Annotated in this window: 19 protein-coding genes; 7 read left to right on the top strand and 12 right to left on the bottom strand. The window is 53.0% G+C overall.

What is annotated here, in order from left to right; genetic code table 11:
• Positions 1-31 precede the first annotated feature (31 nt).
• On the top strand, positions 32-427 hold the full coding sequence (locus tag AC07UY_RS21020) for a lysozyme inhibitor LprI family protein (protein ID WP_494659538.1): 396 nt from the start codon (positions 32-34) through the stop codon (positions 425-427).
• On the opposite strand, the gene rutR is transcribed toward AC07UY_RS21020, so the two are convergent.
• From rutR to AC07UY_RS21005, 3 genes are all read right to left on the bottom strand, one after another.
• Complete coding sequence (gene rutR, locus AC07UY_RS21015; protein ID WP_203358217.1) at positions 424-1,062, bottom strand: HTH-type transcriptional regulator RutR; 639 nt, start codon at positions 1,060-1,062, stop codon at positions 424-426. The genes AC07UY_RS21020 and rutR overlap by 4 nt on opposite strands.
• 70 nt (positions 1,063-1,132) lie before the next feature.
• Entirely contained in the window at positions 1,133-2,068 is a 936-nt protein-coding gene (locus tag AC07UY_RS21010) for a DMT family transporter (RefSeq protein WP_494701877.1), read from the bottom strand.
• 154 nt (positions 2,069-2,222) lie between these two features.
• The gene (locus tag AC07UY_RS21005) at positions 2,223-2,396 is read right to left on the bottom strand and encodes a con-10 family general stress protein (RefSeq protein WP_012132907.1); all 174 of its coding nucleotides are present in this window, start codon (positions 2,394-2,396) and stop codon (positions 2,223-2,225) included.
• A gap of 385 nt (positions 2,397-2,781) precedes the next feature.
• Between AC07UY_RS21005 and wrbA the strand changes: the two genes are divergently transcribed.
• Positions 2,782-3,378 carry an NAD(P)H:quinone oxidoreductase gene (wrbA, locus tag AC07UY_RS21000; protein WP_494659535.1) on the top strand — a complete coding sequence of 199 codons (597 nt, stop codon included), beginning with the start codon at positions 2,782-2,784 and terminating at the stop codon, positions 3,376-3,378.
• A gap of 20 nt (positions 3,379-3,398) precedes the next feature.
• Positions 3,399-3,626 carry a YccJ family protein gene (locus AC07UY_RS20995; RefSeq protein WP_203358220.1) on the top strand — a complete coding sequence of 76 codons (228 nt, stop codon included), beginning with the start codon at positions 3,399-3,401 and terminating at the stop codon, positions 3,624-3,626.
• 36 nt (positions 3,627-3,662) lie between these two features.
• Here the strand turns inward: AC07UY_RS20995 and agp are convergent, their stop codons facing one another.
• The 7 genes from agp to AC07UY_RS20960 form a co-directional block, all read right to left on the bottom strand.
• Positions 3,663-4,904, bottom strand: a complete 1,242-nt coding sequence (agp, locus tag AC07UY_RS20990; protein ID WP_494659534.1) for a bifunctional glucose-1-phosphatase/inositol phosphatase — start codon at positions 4,902-4,904, stop codon at positions 3,663-3,665.
• An 87-nt stretch (positions 4,905-4,991) separates the two neighbouring features.
• Positions 4,992-5,702: an ArsR/SmtB family transcription factor gene (locus AC07UY_RS20985; RefSeq protein WP_494701878.1), complete on the bottom strand. Its 711-nt coding sequence runs from the start codon at positions 5,700-5,702 to the stop codon at positions 4,992-4,994.
• Positions 5,703-5,894: 192 nt separating this feature from the next.
• Positions 5,895-6,650: a sulfite exporter TauE/SafE family protein gene (locus tag AC07UY_RS20980; RefSeq protein ID WP_494701879.1), complete on the bottom strand. Its 756-nt coding sequence runs from the start codon at positions 6,648-6,650 to the stop codon at positions 5,895-5,897.
• A 158-nt stretch (positions 6,651-6,808) separates the two neighbouring features.
• Positions 6,809-7,315 (bottom strand): protein disulfide oxidoreductase, encoded by a 507-nt coding sequence (locus AC07UY_RS20975; RefSeq protein ID WP_494701880.1) that lies wholly within the window; start codon positions 7,313-7,315, stop codon positions 6,809-6,811.
• Positions 7,305-7,928, bottom strand: coding sequence for a DsbA family protein (locus tag AC07UY_RS20970; RefSeq protein ID WP_494701881.1), 624 nt, complete (start codon positions 7,926-7,928; stop codon positions 7,305-7,307). Before AC07UY_RS20970 ends, AC07UY_RS20975 begins: the two co-directional genes overlap by 11 nt.
• Positions 7,925-9,811: a protein-disulfide reductase DsbD family protein gene (locus AC07UY_RS20965; RefSeq protein ID WP_494701882.1), complete on the bottom strand. Its 1,887-nt coding sequence runs from the start codon at positions 9,809-9,811 to the stop codon at positions 7,925-7,927. The genes AC07UY_RS20970 and AC07UY_RS20965 overlap by 4 nt, the downstream gene beginning before the upstream one ends.
• 48 nt (positions 9,812-9,859) lie before the next feature.
• The gene (locus AC07UY_RS20960) at positions 9,860-10,225 is read right to left on the bottom strand and encodes a copper resistance protein (protein ID WP_203358226.1); all 366 of its coding nucleotides are present in this window, start codon (positions 10,223-10,225) and stop codon (positions 9,860-9,862) included.
• Between the two features lie 257 nt (positions 10,226-10,482).
• Between AC07UY_RS20960 and cbpA the strand changes: the two genes are divergently transcribed.
• The 4 genes from cbpA (at position 10,483) to dgcJ (ending at position 14,696) form a co-directional block, all read left to right on the top strand.
• On the top strand, positions 10,483-11,403 hold the full coding sequence (gene cbpA, locus AC07UY_RS20955; protein ID WP_494659529.1) for a curved DNA-binding protein: 921 nt from the start codon (positions 10,483-10,485) through the stop codon (positions 11,401-11,403).
• Entirely contained in the window at positions 11,403-11,708 is a 306-nt protein-coding gene (cbpM, locus tag AC07UY_RS20950; protein ID WP_494701883.1) for a chaperone modulator CbpM, read from the top strand. The genes cbpA and cbpM overlap by 1 nt, the downstream gene beginning before the upstream one ends.
• A gap of 223 nt (positions 11,709-11,931) precedes the next feature.
• Complete coding sequence (locus tag AC07UY_RS20945) at positions 11,932-13,029, top strand: 4Fe-4S binding protein (protein ID WP_494701884.1); 1,098 nt, start codon at positions 11,932-11,934, stop codon at positions 13,027-13,029.
• Positions 13,030-13,166: 137 nt separating this feature from the next.
• Positions 13,167-14,696: a diguanylate cyclase DgcJ gene (gene dgcJ, locus AC07UY_RS20940; protein ID WP_494701885.1), complete on the top strand. Its 1,530-nt coding sequence runs from the start codon at positions 13,167-13,169 to the stop codon at positions 14,694-14,696.
• Positions 14,697-14,814: 118 nt separating this feature from the next.
• Here the strand turns inward: dgcJ and AC07UY_RS20935 are convergent, their stop codons facing one another.
• Together AC07UY_RS20935 and AC07UY_RS20930 are read right to left on the bottom strand one after the other, a co-directional pair.
• Positions 14,815-16,227: a tetratricopeptide repeat protein gene (locus tag AC07UY_RS20935; protein ID WP_494701886.1), complete on the bottom strand. Its 1,413-nt coding sequence runs from the start codon at positions 16,225-16,227 to the stop codon at positions 14,815-14,817.
• A gap of 468 nt (positions 16,228-16,695) precedes the next feature.
• Positions 16,696-17,070 carry a calcium-binding protein gene (locus tag AC07UY_RS20930; RefSeq protein ID WP_494724438.1) on the bottom strand — a complete coding sequence of 125 codons (375 nt, stop codon included), beginning with the start codon at positions 17,068-17,070 and terminating at the stop codon, positions 16,696-16,698.
• Positions 17,071-17,151: the final 81 nt, after the last annotated feature.

Raw genomic sequence — 17,151 nt, 5'->3', positions numbered from 1 at the left:
GGAGCCTTTTTTTATGGAGCCAGAGGGAAGCATGAACCGAATTTTACTGACGTGTGCTGCGCTGCTGTTGAGCAGTCAGGCACTGGCCGATGACTGCGCGAACGCCAGCACACAAACCGAAATGAACACCTGCGCCGCCGCACAATTTCAGGCCGCCGATAAAAAACTCAATGAGACCTGGCAGAATGCGCTGACCCGCGCCGCGCCGCCACAGCGTGAATTGCTGAAAAAAGCACAGAGCGCATGGATTGCGCTCAGAGATGCCGATTGCGCATTACTCAGCTCCGGTACGGAAGGCGGTAGCGCACAGGCGATGATCGCCAGTCAATGTCTGGTAGACAAAACCGCAGAGCGCGACGCGTTTTTAGCCTCGCTGCTCCAGTGCGAAGAAGGTGATTTAAGCTGCCCGTTGCCGCCCGCTGGTTAACGCACGCGAATGCCTTCAATGATCATTCGCTGAACGCTCTCGACCGTTTGGTTAAAAAAGGCTTCATCGCGCAGTGTTGCGCCCGTTACGGCTTCCACCTGAGGGGCAAAATCCGCGTAATGCTGCGTTGAAGCCCAAATCATAAAGATAAGATGGTGTGGATCGACAGGCGCAAGCTTGCCGCTGTCGATCCAGCCTGCGATCAACGCGGATTTCTCGTCAATCAGCGCCTTCAGATCGCCCGTTAACTCTTCCATCAGCAACGGCGCGCCTGCCAGCATCTCCATGCAAAACAACCTTGAGGCCTGCGGGTAATCACGGGAAACTTCCAGCTTCAGGCGGATGTACTCTTTGATCGCTGCCAGGGGCGCGAAATCCTCACGAAACGCCTTCAGCGGTGCCAGCCAGATATCGAGGATCTGGCGCAGTACCGCCACATACAGCGCCTCTTTTGACGGGTAATAATAGAGAAGATTGGTTTTGGATACGCCTGCCAGTTCAGCGACCTGCTCAAGCCGGGTGCCATGAATACCGTACTGGGAAAAGGTGTTTAATGCGGCGTTGAGAATGGCCTGGCGTTTTGCGCTAACGGCCTGTGAACGTTTACCTGGTTTTTTGACTGCGCTTTGTGCCATGCGCCCTCTCCTTTTTTATTTGCGATGAGCATAACAAATCTTGCGGGGGTTAACCCAGGATTGGTTTTGCTTACTGAGGGTCCGATGGCACCTGCGACGCGTCGTCAACGGGGTGCTCCACTAACGCTGTTTTCCGCTTCAACTTCAATTCACTGACCAACACACCAGCAATAATAAATACCGCGCCCAACAGCGCCAGTAACGGTAAACGCTCTCCGGCAATGCGGCCAAAAATCCCTGCCCATACCGGTTCACCGGTATAAATGACCGTTGCCCGCGTTGGCGAAACGCTGCGCTGCGCCCAGTTCATCGTCACCTGGATAATCGCACTGAAGATGCCCAGTCCGAGGGTAACCACCAGCAATCCCGTAGACATCGGCGGGACCGACTCCCCGGCCGGCGCCATGGCGATGAACGCCACCAGCGATGCTGTTACCAGTTGCACCACCGTCACCCGACGGACATCCACTTTCCCCGCCCATGCGCTGATCAGAATAATTTCAGCCGCAATCGCCACCGCACTGGCAAGCGTAATCAACTCGCCTTCGCCCAGCGCCAGTAAGTTATCACCCGGACCCGCAAGAAAAATCAGTCCGATGAACGCCAGCACAATGCCCACGCAGGGCATCAAACCTGGCATCCGCCCCAGACAAAGCCATTGCAGTAAGGGGACCAGCGGCACATACATCGCCGTGATAAAGGCAGATTTGCTGCTGGGGATGTACTGCAACCCCCAGGTTTGCAGGCTATAGCCGAGCGCTATCGAGACACCGATCGCCACACCTGCTTTACATTCCAGCCAGGTTAACCCGCGCAATGTGCGCAGCGACAGCAACGCTACGGCCAGCGCCGCCGTCGCAAAACGAATACCAACAAAGAAAAACGGCCCGCTCTGGGTGACCGCATATTGCACAGCCAGAAAGGTGCCTCCCCAAAACATCGTGATGATGATGAGGATGGCTTCCTGGGGCTTTATGGAGAAAGAATAACCTGAACGTCGTGACATGGGACACCTGATGAGCAGAATCCCTTTAGTCTGCGTTGCGTTTTGTTACAGTTCAACCTTGCGGACCAAAAAAAACCGCCGGAGTATCCGGCGGCGGTGGTCTCATGGCGTGTGAGTTTCACCTGCACCCAACGCCCTGGAAGATTCAGACAGGCTAGCTGTTACGGTTGCCGTGACTACTTTTGCCCCCTTTTTTGCCTGCTTCTGATGCACGTTGCGGATCGTTCTTGAAGTTCCCCCCGCTGTGCTGGCCACCTTTACGGCCTGCTTCTGATGCTCTTTCACGGTCTTCCGCAAAGTTGCCGGAACCGCCCCGATGGTTTGCCATTACTGACCTCCGTCATTGATTAGACATCATACTGCATAGGTACCGAGGAGTGACTCCTCACACAACAGATGGACATCGCCATCATTTTTGCTGCGTGGAACTAAGCTTAGTGAAGATCCCCTTATCGGCCAGCAAATCGTAATATCCTGCAACAGGATCACCGGAATAAAAGAAATAATCCCCTCCAGAAATCAATAAGCCTTTCTTATGACTAAAAAAAGTCACATGGTTAAAAATGTATCATTTTGCGTCAAAGAGAAGTTGTTTAAATATTGTTATAAATCAAAAGAATGGTTGTGAAATTTGCACTCTCCTCAGTACGTCATATCTTTAAATGGAGGTAGCGAATCGCTACGGAGACGATAAAACCGAGGAGTAGTGCAAAATGGCAAAAGTTCTGGTGCTTTATTATTCCATGTACGGACACATTGAAACCATGGCGCATGCGGTGGCTGAAGGGGCAAGCAAGGTACAAGGCGCTGAGGTTGTCGTTAAGCGCGTACCAGAAACCATGCAGCCTGACATCTTCGCAAAAGCCGGGGGTAAAACGCAGAACACACCCATCGCAACCCCGCAGGAACTGCCAGAATACGACGCGATTATTTTCGGCACCCCCACGCGTTTTGGCAACATGTCCGGCCAAATGCGCACCTTCCTGGATCAAACCGGCGGGCTGTGGGCTTCCGGCGCGCTGCACGGCAAACTCGCCAGTGTCTTTAGTTCAACAGGAACCGGTGGCGGTCAGGAACAAACCATTACATCGACCTGGACCACCCTGGCGCATCACGGCATGGTGATTGTTCCTATCGGTTATGCCGCACCGGAATTGTTTGACGTTTCACAGGTTCGCGGGGGAACGCCGTATGGCGCGACCACGATTGCAGGCGGTGACGGCTCACGACAGCCAAGCCAGCAGGAACTCTCTATTGCGCGCTACCAGGGCGAATATGTCGCGGGCCTGGCAGTAAAACTTAACGGCTAATCTTCAACAGGAGGATTCGAATGCCAACTCAAGAAGCGAAAGCTCATCGCGTCGGCGAATGGGCAAGTCTGCGTAATACGTCACGAGAAATAGCCGAGGCTATTTTTGAAGTCGCCCAGTACGACGAAAAACTGGCGGAAAAGATTTGGGAAGAAGGCAGCGATGAAGTATTAGTCAAAGCCTTCACGAAAACAGATAAAGATTCGCTCTATTGGGGCGAGCAAACCATCGATCGTAAAAACGTGTAGCACGCACTCCCCCGTTCACACGGGGGAGCCTTTCCGTTAGTTTGCCGCGTCGTTCAGCACACGATCAAACTTGTCAATCGGGCAGAATCCATTCGAATCTATCGGGCACCCTTTAAGCTCCAGCGTCACACGCTGCGCCGGTGAGTTAAGCGTCAGAACCTCCGCATTACGCAACTGCTGCGAACTCTGGTACACATACTCAATTTTCATCAGATCGCGATTGGCTTTACTGTCATGCCAGCGCTGGAACACGATCTTACCGCCAATCGGCGTACGCTCATTCTGGTTATGTAACTGATACGGTTTGAAATCCAGCGCGGTCAATAGGGACGCGATGTTTGAGTCATGTCCGACTAATACGGTGATTTTCGGCGCGCTGCCGCGCTCGCTCACCAGTGCTTTATCAATGTATTTCACCAGCGGTTGGGCCACATTACGCGCCACCTCGCCCGAGGTAAACAGGCTGTCCTGATAACCGTTTTTCAGTTTTGACAGCACTTTCCATTGCTGGTCGGTTTTAATCTCGCCCCAGGCCACCTGATCCATTGGGAACCCTTCGTAATACTGCAGCGTAAAGGCATCGACCAGCGAATTCCCCACCTTCAATGGACCTGAAACGCCAGGTTCTTGTTGGTATTTCGCGCTAAAGCTGTCTTTGGCATCGATCAACGAGCACTGCTGTTTTTCTTTGCAGGATGGCGAGTCTTTGTAGTTCGTCATCTGCTCCAGCAACTGATAGCTCTCATTAAGATGCATCTGGCTGCGCTCTTTCTCCATCGCGAGAACCGCCTTCTCGCTAAACGCCGCGGAATCATCGGTGATCACCGGGTTAAAGGTCGGGTCCATGGTGCCCATTTTTTCCTGATGGTGTACAGGAATGTCGCACCCCGGGAATGCCCCGGTGATAAAGAACTGCGCCGTCGCCACCGTGCGTTGCAGGCTGTTAGCATAGGTGTAGACCGCATCCGGAGCCGGGCATTCGCCTGACTTCACCATCCCCTGCTCTGCCAGCCACTCGCGCATATAATGGCCCATATACACTTCCAGCACCCCGCCTTTGGTGGTGAGCTGACCGCCTGGCACATCCCATTCAGGCCACTTATTTGGCGTAGATTGTTCAAGGACGCTGCCATTATTGGCCAACGGCGCGCGCAGGTTATGTCGGCTCATCATTAACACTTGTTGCAGTTGATAGCCTTCCGGCGTGGTCTGCGCCTGTGCGTAACCAGACACCAATAAAAGCCCTGCCACACTTGTCGCGAGTAACGTTCTTTTCATCCCTACAACCTCTTGTTGTTATCAAATTTTTCTAAGTGTGACAGAAATATGACATTTTTCCGGGAACGCATTCGCAAAACGGAAGATTTACCGCAGTGCGGTAATGCCAAAATGAAGCTGGAGTTTGCGGATACCCAGCGGCGTAAAAGTGACCTGGCGGCTACCGGTCGTGGTTGTGATCCATCGCTGTTGATCGAAATAGGTCAACAGGGCGGCCCCGAGCACGCCCCCGGTGTGATAACGTCGCTCGCTCCAGTCCAGACAGCCGCAGCACCGTTTTCTGCGCGACACGCCAGCGCCGACCTCAATGCCTATTTCGGCGAGTTTGTCCTGTCCCAGCGGCGTTAACGCATCGCCCTCTGTCGTTATCCATTGTCGGGAAATCAGGGTGTCAAAAAGCATGACGGCGATTTCTCCGGCAAGATGGTCATAACAGGTGCGTGCATGGCGTAAACTGAGCGGCGTGGCAATTTTACGGGATGTGGAAGAGGCCCACGCCACCCCCATTAACCGTTCCAGTAATTGCGCGATCTCGTTGCTTGCCAGGCGAAAATAGCGATGTCGCCCCTGAGCCAGCGAGATAACAAATCGCTGCTCACATAAGCGCGACAGATGCGCGCTGGCGGTGGAGGCCGAAACATCCGCCACCGCGCTGAGTTCCGTCGCCGTCCACGCGCGCCCATCCATTAAGGCGCTCAACATGCGTGAGCGCGATTTATCCGCCATCACCGCAGCGGTCAGCGCCATCCTTGACTCGAGTTCGAACTCCTCTTCACTTTCTGAAATAAACAACGTCATACGATCCTCTTTAACCTGACACCGTGCGTTTAAGACCGGAATATTCGGGTCGACCACCGGGTTTGGCGTCCCTCCGGGAACCAAATCCCGGTGTTTCCCCTCATTCATTGGCTTATGTAAACGGTGTGACTCATTAACCCGGATAATCTGCATTGACCCTGGCACGGAATCCCCGCAAAGTCACGATGGCGCTTATACCGCACGAAGTATCATTTCGAGCCCCACCCCCATCAGGCAAAGTAAAAAGCAGCGTTTAAACACTAACGGTGATATCACCCGACGCACACGGGTGCCGATCCACTGACCGACGAGCGCGGGAATAATGGCGAATGCCGATAAAGTGACCGACTGAACCGGCAGCGCGCCGTGCCACCATAATCCGAGCGCCAATGCCAGCGTCGAGAAGGTGAAAGAGATGCCCAACGCCTGTACCAGTTCCTCTTTCTCAAAGCCGAGGGACTGGATCCACGGCACCGCGGGCATCACGAAAACACCGGTGCCGCCGGTCAGCAGCCCTGTCACTACCCCCACCATCATCGAGACCGGTTTTTCGCGTTGCGGATCGACCCGGATTCGTTTCCCGGCCAGCGTCCAGAGCGCGTAAAGAATCAGCGCGATGCCAAGCGCCAGTTGAGTGCGCCGGGTGTCGCCGCCTGCAATCCAGACGCTGGCAAGCAATGTGGCGACGACGACCATCGAAAGCATCGGCCAGAGACGTTTCAGCAGTATCCGGGTATTGCCGCCACCGCCGAACTGAAACAGATTGCTGATCAGTGACGGCAACAGCAGCATCGCGGCGGCGGCGACCGGGGAGACCAGCGCCCCCAGAATCCCCATCGCCACGGTGGGAAGCCCCATACCGGTGACGCCTTTCACCATCCCCGCCAGCACAAAGGTAGCGGTAATCATCAACATCAGGTAAAGCCCAGACTCCCAGAATACGACCATACGTTGTCCTCCCGAAAAAAGCCGATACGCGATGTTGTCCGTTATTCTCAGGGCTTGCTTCGTTGGGGAGCGAAATATGGCTTCCGGGGATGAGCCGTTGAAGAGTCTGGCTGAAAGGCGGCAGGCACGGAAAAATGCCGGGTTTCCCCGGCACAGTTTCAGAACGCGTTAGCCCACCAGAGTCGAAGTTTCATCCCCCAGTAGCTGGTCCAGCCGCTGGTAGTAAACACGACCTCTCCCTTTGAGACGATCACCAGTGTCGGCGTTACGCTGATTTCCCAGCGGCGGGATATCTCGCCGCTCGCATCATTGATCACCGGGAAAGTGACATTTTTGCGCGTCAGCCAGCGGGAGACGTCGGCCTCGCTGCCAGAGCGTAGCGCAATGGTCATCACGTTTCCCCCTTCCTGGTGAAGCCGCGCGACATCCGGAGTCGTGAAACGACACACGCCGCACCAGCTTGCCCAAAAATAGAGCAAGACCGGTTTCTCTTCGCTGAGTTTCGCCAGGGTGACGGTCTCCCCGTCCACCGTTTGCAGCGGCGTGCTGTCAAAGGAGGGCGGAACCTGTGGCGCGCGCCAGGCATCGACCAGCACCGTGACGACGGCCAGCAGCGCCAGCAAGATCAAACCTTCACGCAGCCAGCGCCGTAACTTACTGACCATTGGCTGCCGCCAGTTTCTCTTTGACGACCTCTTCCAGCGTCTCCCATGGCACGGCGCCAGGGATCATTTCATCCCCGATGATGGTCGCGGGCGTCCCCTGAACCCCCACCAGCCGGGCAAGCTGCAGGTTGGTACTCAGGGTCTCATTGCTTTTTTCATCCAGAGTTACCGCTGCCGCGCCGGATTTTTCCTGCGCCTGGGCAATGCTGGCGGCGGTGTGATATCCCCGTTTCTGCATTAGTTTTTCATGCAACGCCAGGAACTGTTCAGGATGTTCGCGCCAGGTCGTCAGCGCTGTACGCGCCGACAGCACCGAGCTTTCCCCCTTAAAGGGCAAAGGCTTAATCACCACTGCAACCTGAGGATATTTCTGCACAATCTTTTCCAGCATCGGATCAAGCTGTTTGCAGTAAGGGCAGTTGTAGTCCGTAAAGTTGATGAGCGTCAGCGTCGCCTTTTTCGCGCCAATGCGCGGACTGGCAGGATCGTTAAATAACGCTTCCTGAATCAGCGCTTCAATCTGTTTTTCCTGCTCTGGGGTAAACGGGGCTGCCTCTTGCGCCAGACTCAGACCAGAAAACAGGGTGAAGAACAGAACAATCAGGTATTTCATGGCATAACTCCTTTTGCGTTTACCAGCGTTTGCAGGACCATGTCCTGAGTCAGTAAGGTGGGTAACGCCTGACCGTCCGGTATTCCGGGGCCATAAATTTGGTTAAAAGGCACGGCGACGCGGCCACGTTTTTTCAGAAAATCAGACAACTCAGCGGAAGGCAGCGTCCAGTCGCCGCGCAGGGCGACAACATCCTGCTGTTGCAGCGCCTTCTGCACCGCCTCTTTCTGCAATACGTTGTATTTATTGACCTTGCAGGTGATGCACCAGTCGGCGGTGACGTCGATAAACACTCGTTTGTTTTGTGCCAGCGCCTGCTGAATGGCCTGCTCGCTCAGGGGCTGCCAGACCACGCTCTCTTTTGCCGGGGCGGGAGTGGAGAATCCCAAATGCGGCAGCAGAAGCGTTGCCAGCCAGATTGCCGATCCCAGCATCATCAAACCCAGCAGACGTCGCAGCCCGTTCATCCAACGACCGGGACGGGGCAGACTCAACGCCAGGCCGGGGCGCAACGCGACCAGCAACCACGGCACGCTCATCCCTAATCCAAGCGCGAGAAACAGTCCCCACAGCGTCGGAAGCGATGCGGTCAGCGCCACCGCCACAGCGGTACCGAGGAACGGCGCGCTACACGGCGTCGCCAGCAGAGTGGCAAACGCCCCCTGCCAGAAGTGGCCGGACATCCCGTTCCCGCCCTGAGTCGCCAGCCGGGTTGTCATTGCCGAAGGAAGCCGGAATTCAAACAGTCCAAACAGGCTGGCGCTAAAGGTCAGCATCACCGCCACCATGACGCCAATAAACCACGGATTCTGGAACTGAATACCCCAGCCGAGCGCCTGATTCGTCAACCGCAGCACGGTCATCAGCAGCGCCAGCGCCATGAAGGAGGCGATAATCCCCGCCACCGACGCGAGGAATTGTCGCCGTATTTGTTGTCGGTTTTTCTCCTCCACCAGCAATACGGAGCCGAGCTTCATCCCCAGCACGGGCAACACACAGGGCATCAAATTAAGAATAAATCCCCCCAGTAACGCCATTAGAACAACTTGCCAAAGCGGCAAGGCTGCGCTTTCTGTCACTGGCGCAGGGGCGCTACCCACCGAGAGCGTACTCTCCTGCGCGATTCCTTCATTGGCCAATACCAGCGTGACTGTCTTACCGCGGAGATCAGGAGCCCCCTCTCCCCAGCTATCGCGGACAGGGATCGTCGCCTGTAATGTCGTCCCCGCAATCTGGAATTGAGGTTTACCGATTTCCGCGTCATCGACCGTATCGAGATATAACCCAGGGGTTGACCAGCCTCCCGCACGCTCGGCTTCAACCACCAGTTCCCCGGCGCGCGCGCCAACGGTAATGGAATCAGTCAGTCCCTGAGACAGAGGGACTCGTCCCATCGCTTGGGCAAAGTCATGCGCAAAGGTCGCATCCTGGTGGGACGGCGACACAGAAAACGCATAATCGGTCAGCAAACAAACGTTGCTGCACGTCGAGAGCGTCAGGATACCCTCGATTTTCTCCGGCGCTTTTCCCCGAATCACCAGCGGAAAGCTGACCTGGTCGTGATACCCCTGAGTGGTCAGATTCGCCACCTCAAAACGCGAAGGCGTTGGCCAGAACCAGTCGACATCGGGCATTTCGCCCTTCCAGGTAATCGCAGGGGCAACCCCTCCCTCCCCGGGTGAACGCCAGTAGGTCTTCCAGCCGTTTTCCAGCTTTACCTCCAGCAACAGCCGGGTTTCGCCCTGCGCGGTGGTATCGGCACGCAGTTGCACACGGGCATGGTCATTCTCTGGTGAACGCAGCCAGCCGTCGTCTGCCGCCCAGGATACGGGCAGCCATAGCAATAACAGACAGAACAGCATCTGTCTGAAAACAAGAATCATATTTTTTCTCCATGAATAATTAACTTACCGTTAGCACTAACCGGTCTGTCATTCACGGAAAACGCAAAAGCGTAGATGAACTCTGAGTGTGGGGGGCGAGATGGCTCGCGGAGGGAAAAACGGCAGGCGAATAACCCGCAGGGGTGCCAACAGAGCAAGGAGCAGGCAAAGGACCAGAATCGCCCCTTCGAACATCACGGGCGGCGACGCCAGCAGTGATTTTGCGCTAAGTTCGCAGGGTGTAACTGTCGACGTGACCTCTTCGGACGGCGCATCCGGCACAACGGCCACGACAGTCGCGGCGGTTTCCATCTGCAACGCGTGCAGGCCCGCCATGCGCTGCGCGGTGCAAATCATCACCACGACACATGCCAGACACAGAAACCACCATCCCATCCGTTGTCGTTTCGCCATTACACCCTCACTGATTGACGCGGGTTATCTTAGCCCCTGGGGAGGTTTTGGCAACCTTTGGGCTGTAAAGTTATGTCCACAGGCTGATTTCGCGCCCGCAATCCCCTTCAGAAACCCTGTTTCCGTGGAGTTATTTCATTCAGCAAAATGATGTTTTGGCTGTTTGCAGACGCGTTTCTTAGGATTACCCTACACTTAACGGTGATATCTTTTCAGGGGATTTCCTTTGCATGCCGTGATTTACGAGAGAGAACGCTATGGAATTAAAGGATTATTACGCCATTATGGGCGTAAAACCGACGGACGATCTCAAGACTATCAAGACCGCCTATCGCCGACTGGCCCGCAAGTACCATCCTGATGTCAGCAAAGAACCCGATGCCGAAACCCGCTTTAAAGAGGTTGCTCAGGCGTGGGAAGTGCTCAGTGATGAACAGCGCCGGGCAGAATATGACCAGTTGTGGCAGCATCGCCACGATCCGCAATTTAACCGCTCATTCCAACAAGGCGAAAGCCAAAGCTACAACACTGAAGATTTCGACGATATTTTTTCGTCGATTTTTGGCCAGCACGCCCGACAGTCTCGCCAGCGCCCGGCAACCCGTGGGCACGATATAGAGATTGAGGTGGCGATATTTCTCGAAGAAACCCTGACTGAACACTCGCGAACCCTCAGTTATACAGTGCCGGTGTATAACGCACTGGGTCTTGTGGAGCGAGAAATCCCCAAAACGCTGAACGTAAAAATCCCGGCGGGTGTGGGAAATGGACAACGTATTCGTCTCAAAGGCCAGGGAACGCCAGGCGAAAACGGTGGACCGAATGGCGATCTGTGGCTGGTTTTCCATATTGCGCCGCATCCTTTGTTTGACATCGTCAATCAGGATCTGGAGATCGTCCTGCCGCTGGCGCCGTGGGAGGCCGCACTGGGCGCCAAAGTCACCGTGCCAACGCTGAAGGAGAACATTTTGCTGACTATCCCGCCCGGCAGCCAGGCGGGACAGCGTTTGCGCATCAAAGGCAAAGGGCTGGTGAGCAAAAAGCAGACTGGCGACCTGTATGCGGTGATTAAGATTGTGATGCCGCCAAAACCGGACGCCGCCGCAGCAGCCCTCTGGCAACAACTGGCGCAGACACAAACGTCCTTTGAACCGCGCAAAGAGTGGGGGAAAGCATAATGGCGAACGTGACCGTCACCTTTACCATCACCGAATTTTGTCTGCATACCGGTGTGTCAGAAGAAGAACTTTACGAAATTGTGGGTCTGGGTGTGATTGAGCCTTACGAGCGTAAAGCCGCCCCCTGGCAATTCGACGACCATGCCGCCGCTGTCGTGCGACGTGCCTTGCGGTTGCGCCACGAACTGGCGCTGGACTGGCCAGGCATTGCTGTTACGCTCACCTTGCTGGAAGAAAATGCGCAATTAAGAGAGGAAAACCGATTGCTGCGCCAGAGACTTTCGCGCTTTATTACGCATCCATAACCCACAGATTTCCGTAATTAACCGGGGGCTGTAAATTGCCCCCAATATTTGCCAAAAATAAACAATCACCACCCGCCAAATAACACTTTATAGGTACAACGTAGCGCAATACGTTATTTCTCTGCGCCACGAACCATTATCAGGATATAAATCAATTTTAGCCGTGGGGTTCCGCCGTAGCATAGTAGCATTATGGATGCACGTTCTGGGGAAGTGAGCGGTCATGAGCGAAACGAAGAGAACACGCTGGCAACGCCGTCAGGGAACAACAGGCGGAAAATTACCGTGGAATGACTGGCGAAATGCCCTGACCTGGCGCAAAGCCACGCAATATCTGCTACTGGCCATCAATATTTATATTGGCGTTAGTTTCTATTTCTGGGTCCGTTTTTATGAAACGGGCGGTGCCAGTGTGTTTATTCCCAGGCCCGGCGGGATTGAAGGATGGTTACCTATCGCCGGGTTGATGAACGCCAGATACACCGTAGAAACGGGTTGGCTCCCCCCTATTCACGCGGCGTCCATGCTGCTTCTGGCGGCGTTCGTACTGATAAGCCTGCTGCTTAAAAAAGCATTCTGCTCATGGCTGTGCCCCGTGGGTACGCTATCGGAAATGCTTGGCAGTCTGGGGATGAAATGCGTTGGTCGTCATTTTACGCTCCCCCGCTGGCTGGATATTCCGTTACGCGGACTGAAATATGTGCTGTTAAGTTTTTTTCTGTATATCGCGCTTTCAATGCCAGCACAGGGCATTCAGCTCTTTCTCATGTCACCCTACGGGATAATTATCGACGTTAAAATGCTCAATTTTTTCCGTCACATCGGTATGGCAACTCTCGTTTGTGTGATTATTTTCGCCATCGCCAGCCTGTTTATTCGTAATGTCTGGTGTCGATATTTGTGCCCCTATGGTGCCTTACTTGGCCTTTTTTCTCTGTTATCCCCGTTTAAAATCCGCCGTAATGCCGACAGCTGTATTGATTGTGGGAAATGTGCCAAAAATTGCCCATCCCAAATACCGGTAGACCGATTAATTCAGGTGAGAACGCTTGAATGTACCGGCTGTATGACGTGCGTTGAATCCTGCCCGGTCGCATCGACACTGGTATTTTCAGTACGTACACCACCCGGAACACAAACCGTTCCACATCAGAAAACGCGCTGGCAGAACGGCCTCTCGGGGGCCACCATGACCGCACTGGTACTGGGGATCGTATTTGCCACGGTCGGTATCGCTATGCTGGCAGGTGTCTGGGAGAGTCCCGTTCCCGAACATCTCTATTTCCGGCTTATTCCGCAAGCAAACATGATTGGGCATTAATTGAACGAAGCGGGCGATACACCAGGATAAAGCATAACCCCTGCACCAGGGGTTATACTCGCTGGCGGGAATTTTAGGGTTATCGATGCTATACTTGGGAGCACTTGCGGGTGGTTTAAAAAAGGGAAGTTACCAGCTTGTCTCCGAATAAATATATCAGCGCCGTTATCATTATCATTGCCTGTACGACATCGATTTTTTTTGCCCTCTTCGCTCATGAATACCGTAGCCTTCAACGTTACATGGGATACATTGCTGAAAACGGAAAGTCTGCGTTATTCCATGAGGAGTTCATAAACCAGGATATTGCATTTCGCCTATCGAGAGCATTTTCATCAACAGCGTCTCCGTCAGTAAATGAAACGGATAAGATGGCTGACGTATGCAAACATGTCGAATCAGTGAACACGATTTTCGGTTTAAATCTGGTGGGTAAAACCCTGCCCACTCTGAAGGGTACGCTACAAACGCACAATCCCTCGTGCGCACAATGGGGCCATGACGTCTCCGCGCTGCCCATCATTCAACATGCAAACACAATAATTTCGTCACAGTACAGTTTTTCGAACTACAACGGATATGTGTTCAAAAACATGCGGTATTATATTGATCTTGCACATAATTATATTTACATCAATCAGTTAGTTGATACCCAACACTACAAATTCAGTAACTGGCTGGTTGCCGATGATGACAGCATCAATATTGTTCGTAGCGCCCACACCATCAATATTGACACCACGGCATTAAATGACTTGATGCAGGGTGAAAACATCGTTTCGCATATTTATCATGATGGCTTTACAAAGAAAAATATCATCAGCATGCTGACCCCTGTGTTCCGTCACAATATCGTGAAAGGAATATTGATTACCGATATCAACATTAATGACCTGGCAACGTCGTTCCATACCCTTGATCGCCCTCTGCTGTGGCAATTTTTATCGCTTTACGTCACTGACAATACCACCCGAGACAATATCATTTTCCATAGTCCGTATATTAAAACGGCAGATGCCATTAATTATGAAGAGCCGATAACACAGTATTACACTCTGCATATTAAACTTGATGCGATTTATCTAATCATCAGCAATATGTGGTTAGTCGTACTTTATCTATTCAGTACCTGGCTGCTCTGCCGTTATGCTAAACAACAGTTTATACGTCATATGTCGCTGTCTCATGACAATGTCACCGATGCGATGACCGGTCTCTACAATCGCAAAATAATGAACGTCAATCTTGAGCAAAAAATCCGTACTCTGCTGCAGAAAAAAATCGCCATCACGGTCATTTCGATCGACAGCGATGGGTTGAAAAAAATCAACGACACGCTGGGACATCATATGGGCGACAAAGCCATTCAATCTCTGGGCATGGCGATAGCCCAATCAATTCGTAAAAGTGACTACGGTATACGACTGGGCGGAGACGAATTCAGCCTGATTTTGATCGATTATACGCTGGCGAAGTCCTGGGATGTCATTGCCCGAATCCAGGAAAACCTGACCACTCTGGATGAAGAAAAACTCGTGGCCTTCTCCTATGGCTGCTATCAACTGCATTCTGATGACACGCTGGAAAGCGCGCTGCTAAAAGCGGACGATTTGCTGTATCAGCATAAACGGAATAAATACGGTATTCAGGAGCCGGGTAAGATCTGAGCGCGCGATACTGACGCTTCTGTTGTGATGAAGTGAGTCAACTCTTTGGCAAACGACGGCAGGACAGGCGTTTCAGGGCGGCGCGTCTGGCACTGCCGCCCTGTGGGTTCAGACGGGATTACATCTCTGATTGATCGCGGTGTTGTTCGAAATAGTTTCTCGCCTTATCGTCCGCGTCTTTAAAGGCGGCAGGCGTTAAATTCTGCTTTGCGCTCTCCATAGAAGTCCGCGCATCAGAATTTTCATTGGCGACGGCCACCGCTGACCAGATATAGGCTTGTGCATAATCCTGCTTCACCCCTTTCCCTTCCAGGTACATGCTTCCCAGCAGACCCTGAGCCCTTGCATTCCCCTTCCTGGCGGCTTTATCAAACCACTCAATGGCTTTTTTATCGTCCTGGGCAACACCGTTACCGTCTAAGTACATCATCCCAAGATCCGTCTGAGAGCCCGTGTCTCCCTGCTCAGCGGCCTTGCTAAACCACTCCAGCGCTTTCTTATTGTCCTGAGCGGTTCCCTCTCCTTTTAAATACATTGAGCCGAGCATGCCCTGCGCCAGCATATCGCCCTGGGGAGCGGCCTGGTTAAATAACGTAAACGCTTTCTGGTAATCCTGAGCCACACCGACGCCCTCGCCGATGTAATACATAACACCCAGCATGCTCTGGCCCAGTGCATCGCCGTGACTGGCGGCTTGCGTCAACAGCTCACGCGCTTTTTTATGATCCATACCAACGCCATCACCCTCAAAGTACTTTCTGCCGAGTAATGCCTGCGCCTTAGAATCTCCCTGCCCAGCCGCTTTACTCAATGCCTTGACGGTGTTGTAGCCCTCTAACAGCGTTTTATTGCTTTCAAGATAATGCTTCGCATCGGGATTTCCTTGTTCAACTGCCCGGTGAAGCCACTCTATCGCAAGATAGTTTCCGCGTCCGGCCGCCTGGCTAAGCCACTCAACCGCTTTCTTATTTCCCTGTTCGGCGTCTTTGTTGAACCACTCAATGACCTTGCCGTCATACCACCGCGCCCCCTCACCATCGAAGTACATCAGGGCGAGGAAATAGCGCGCATCAGCATTGCCCTGTTCCGCAGCCTGGGTCAGCCATTCAACGGCTTGCTTGTCGTCCTGCTGTACACCCTGACCTTCAAAGTACATGATGCCAAGGTAGTACTGTGCATCGACCTTCCCCTGCTCAGCCGCTTTGCTAAACCACTCGGCTGCTTTCTTGTCATCCTTCAGCCCCTCCTTTCCCTCGTAATACATGAGCGCAAGAAGGTGCTGCGCATTAACGTTTCCCTGCTCTGCAGATTTGATTAGCCACTCACGCCCTTTGCTGAGGTCCTGCGGCACCTCTTTTCCCTTTAAATAAACGGCCGCAAGAACGAACTGTGCCTCCGCATCACCCGCCTCTGCCCCTTGCTGTAAAACAGTCATAGGCTCTTTTTTCCACTCTTTTGCGTGTCCCTGCGATGCGCCAGCGCCCCATAATAAGCCGATGAAAGTTAAGGCGAAGAGAGGTCGAATGTTCATATAACGTAATCCTTGTTAAGAGAAATGCACATAATGGAGATGGCACACTAACAATCCAACCCGTTTGACCAACGGTTGTGATCTGTATCAGAACTATGAGTCGTCGACTTGATTAAACGCGGAAAAAATGCCCTCAAAATTCAGGGGGTTCAACTGAAGCGTATGGAATTTATTCAGCGGACGCCGCCGCAGGGAATGCAAATAGTTGCAATGAGTTGAAAAAATGACTAACTCAATTTAGTGATTTATTTATCCAGCGGATTGAGCGTAGCAGTATGTGATCTCCTTTCCCGGTTCCGTGTTTTTTGACGGGATTCGCTTTCTCACAAAACCGATATTTTACTGCAGGCGCCAGCATAAGCACATTGATAACATAACTAAAAAAATAGCATTATAAAGGTGGATTTCGTTCCCTTTAATAAATCTTTTAGTTCTGTTGGCGTATGCTGGCGCGACATCGTCTTCTCCTTATCCGATTAAAGTAAAATCATTAATATCGATGCTTTTAGAGTTTACGTTTTCTAAAGTAATGACATTGCCATTAAGAGGATTGCCGATGGTAATGACGGTACTGCTACCGGCTCCCCCAGCAATCGTGACGCTGCTGGCAAAATTCGCTACACCAATGCCTAATAAACTCAGATCGAGGAGGTCCTGTCCGCCGCCGGGATTACTATCGAAACCGTTGGTAATACGGTCTCGCCCAAAGCCTGCGCTAAAGACGAAGGTGTCATTTCCGGAACCACCTGCCATGATATCAGCGCCCTGGCCACCATCGAGTCTATCGTTACCCACTCCGCCTATCATGTAATCGTTACCGGTCCCGCCCTGAAGGTTATCGATACCCTTGTAAATAGACCCGTTTTAGTTCCATGCATTTTTTGAGATCCCAGCCAAATAATGGTGTTGTCGATATTCCTCCGG

The sequence above is a fragment of the Citrobacter sp. GW821-FHT02E08 genome (assembly GCF_059421685.1).
The sequence above is the reverse complement of the archived record's forward strand: the minus strand, read 5'-3'. Positions and strand labels throughout refer to the sequence as shown.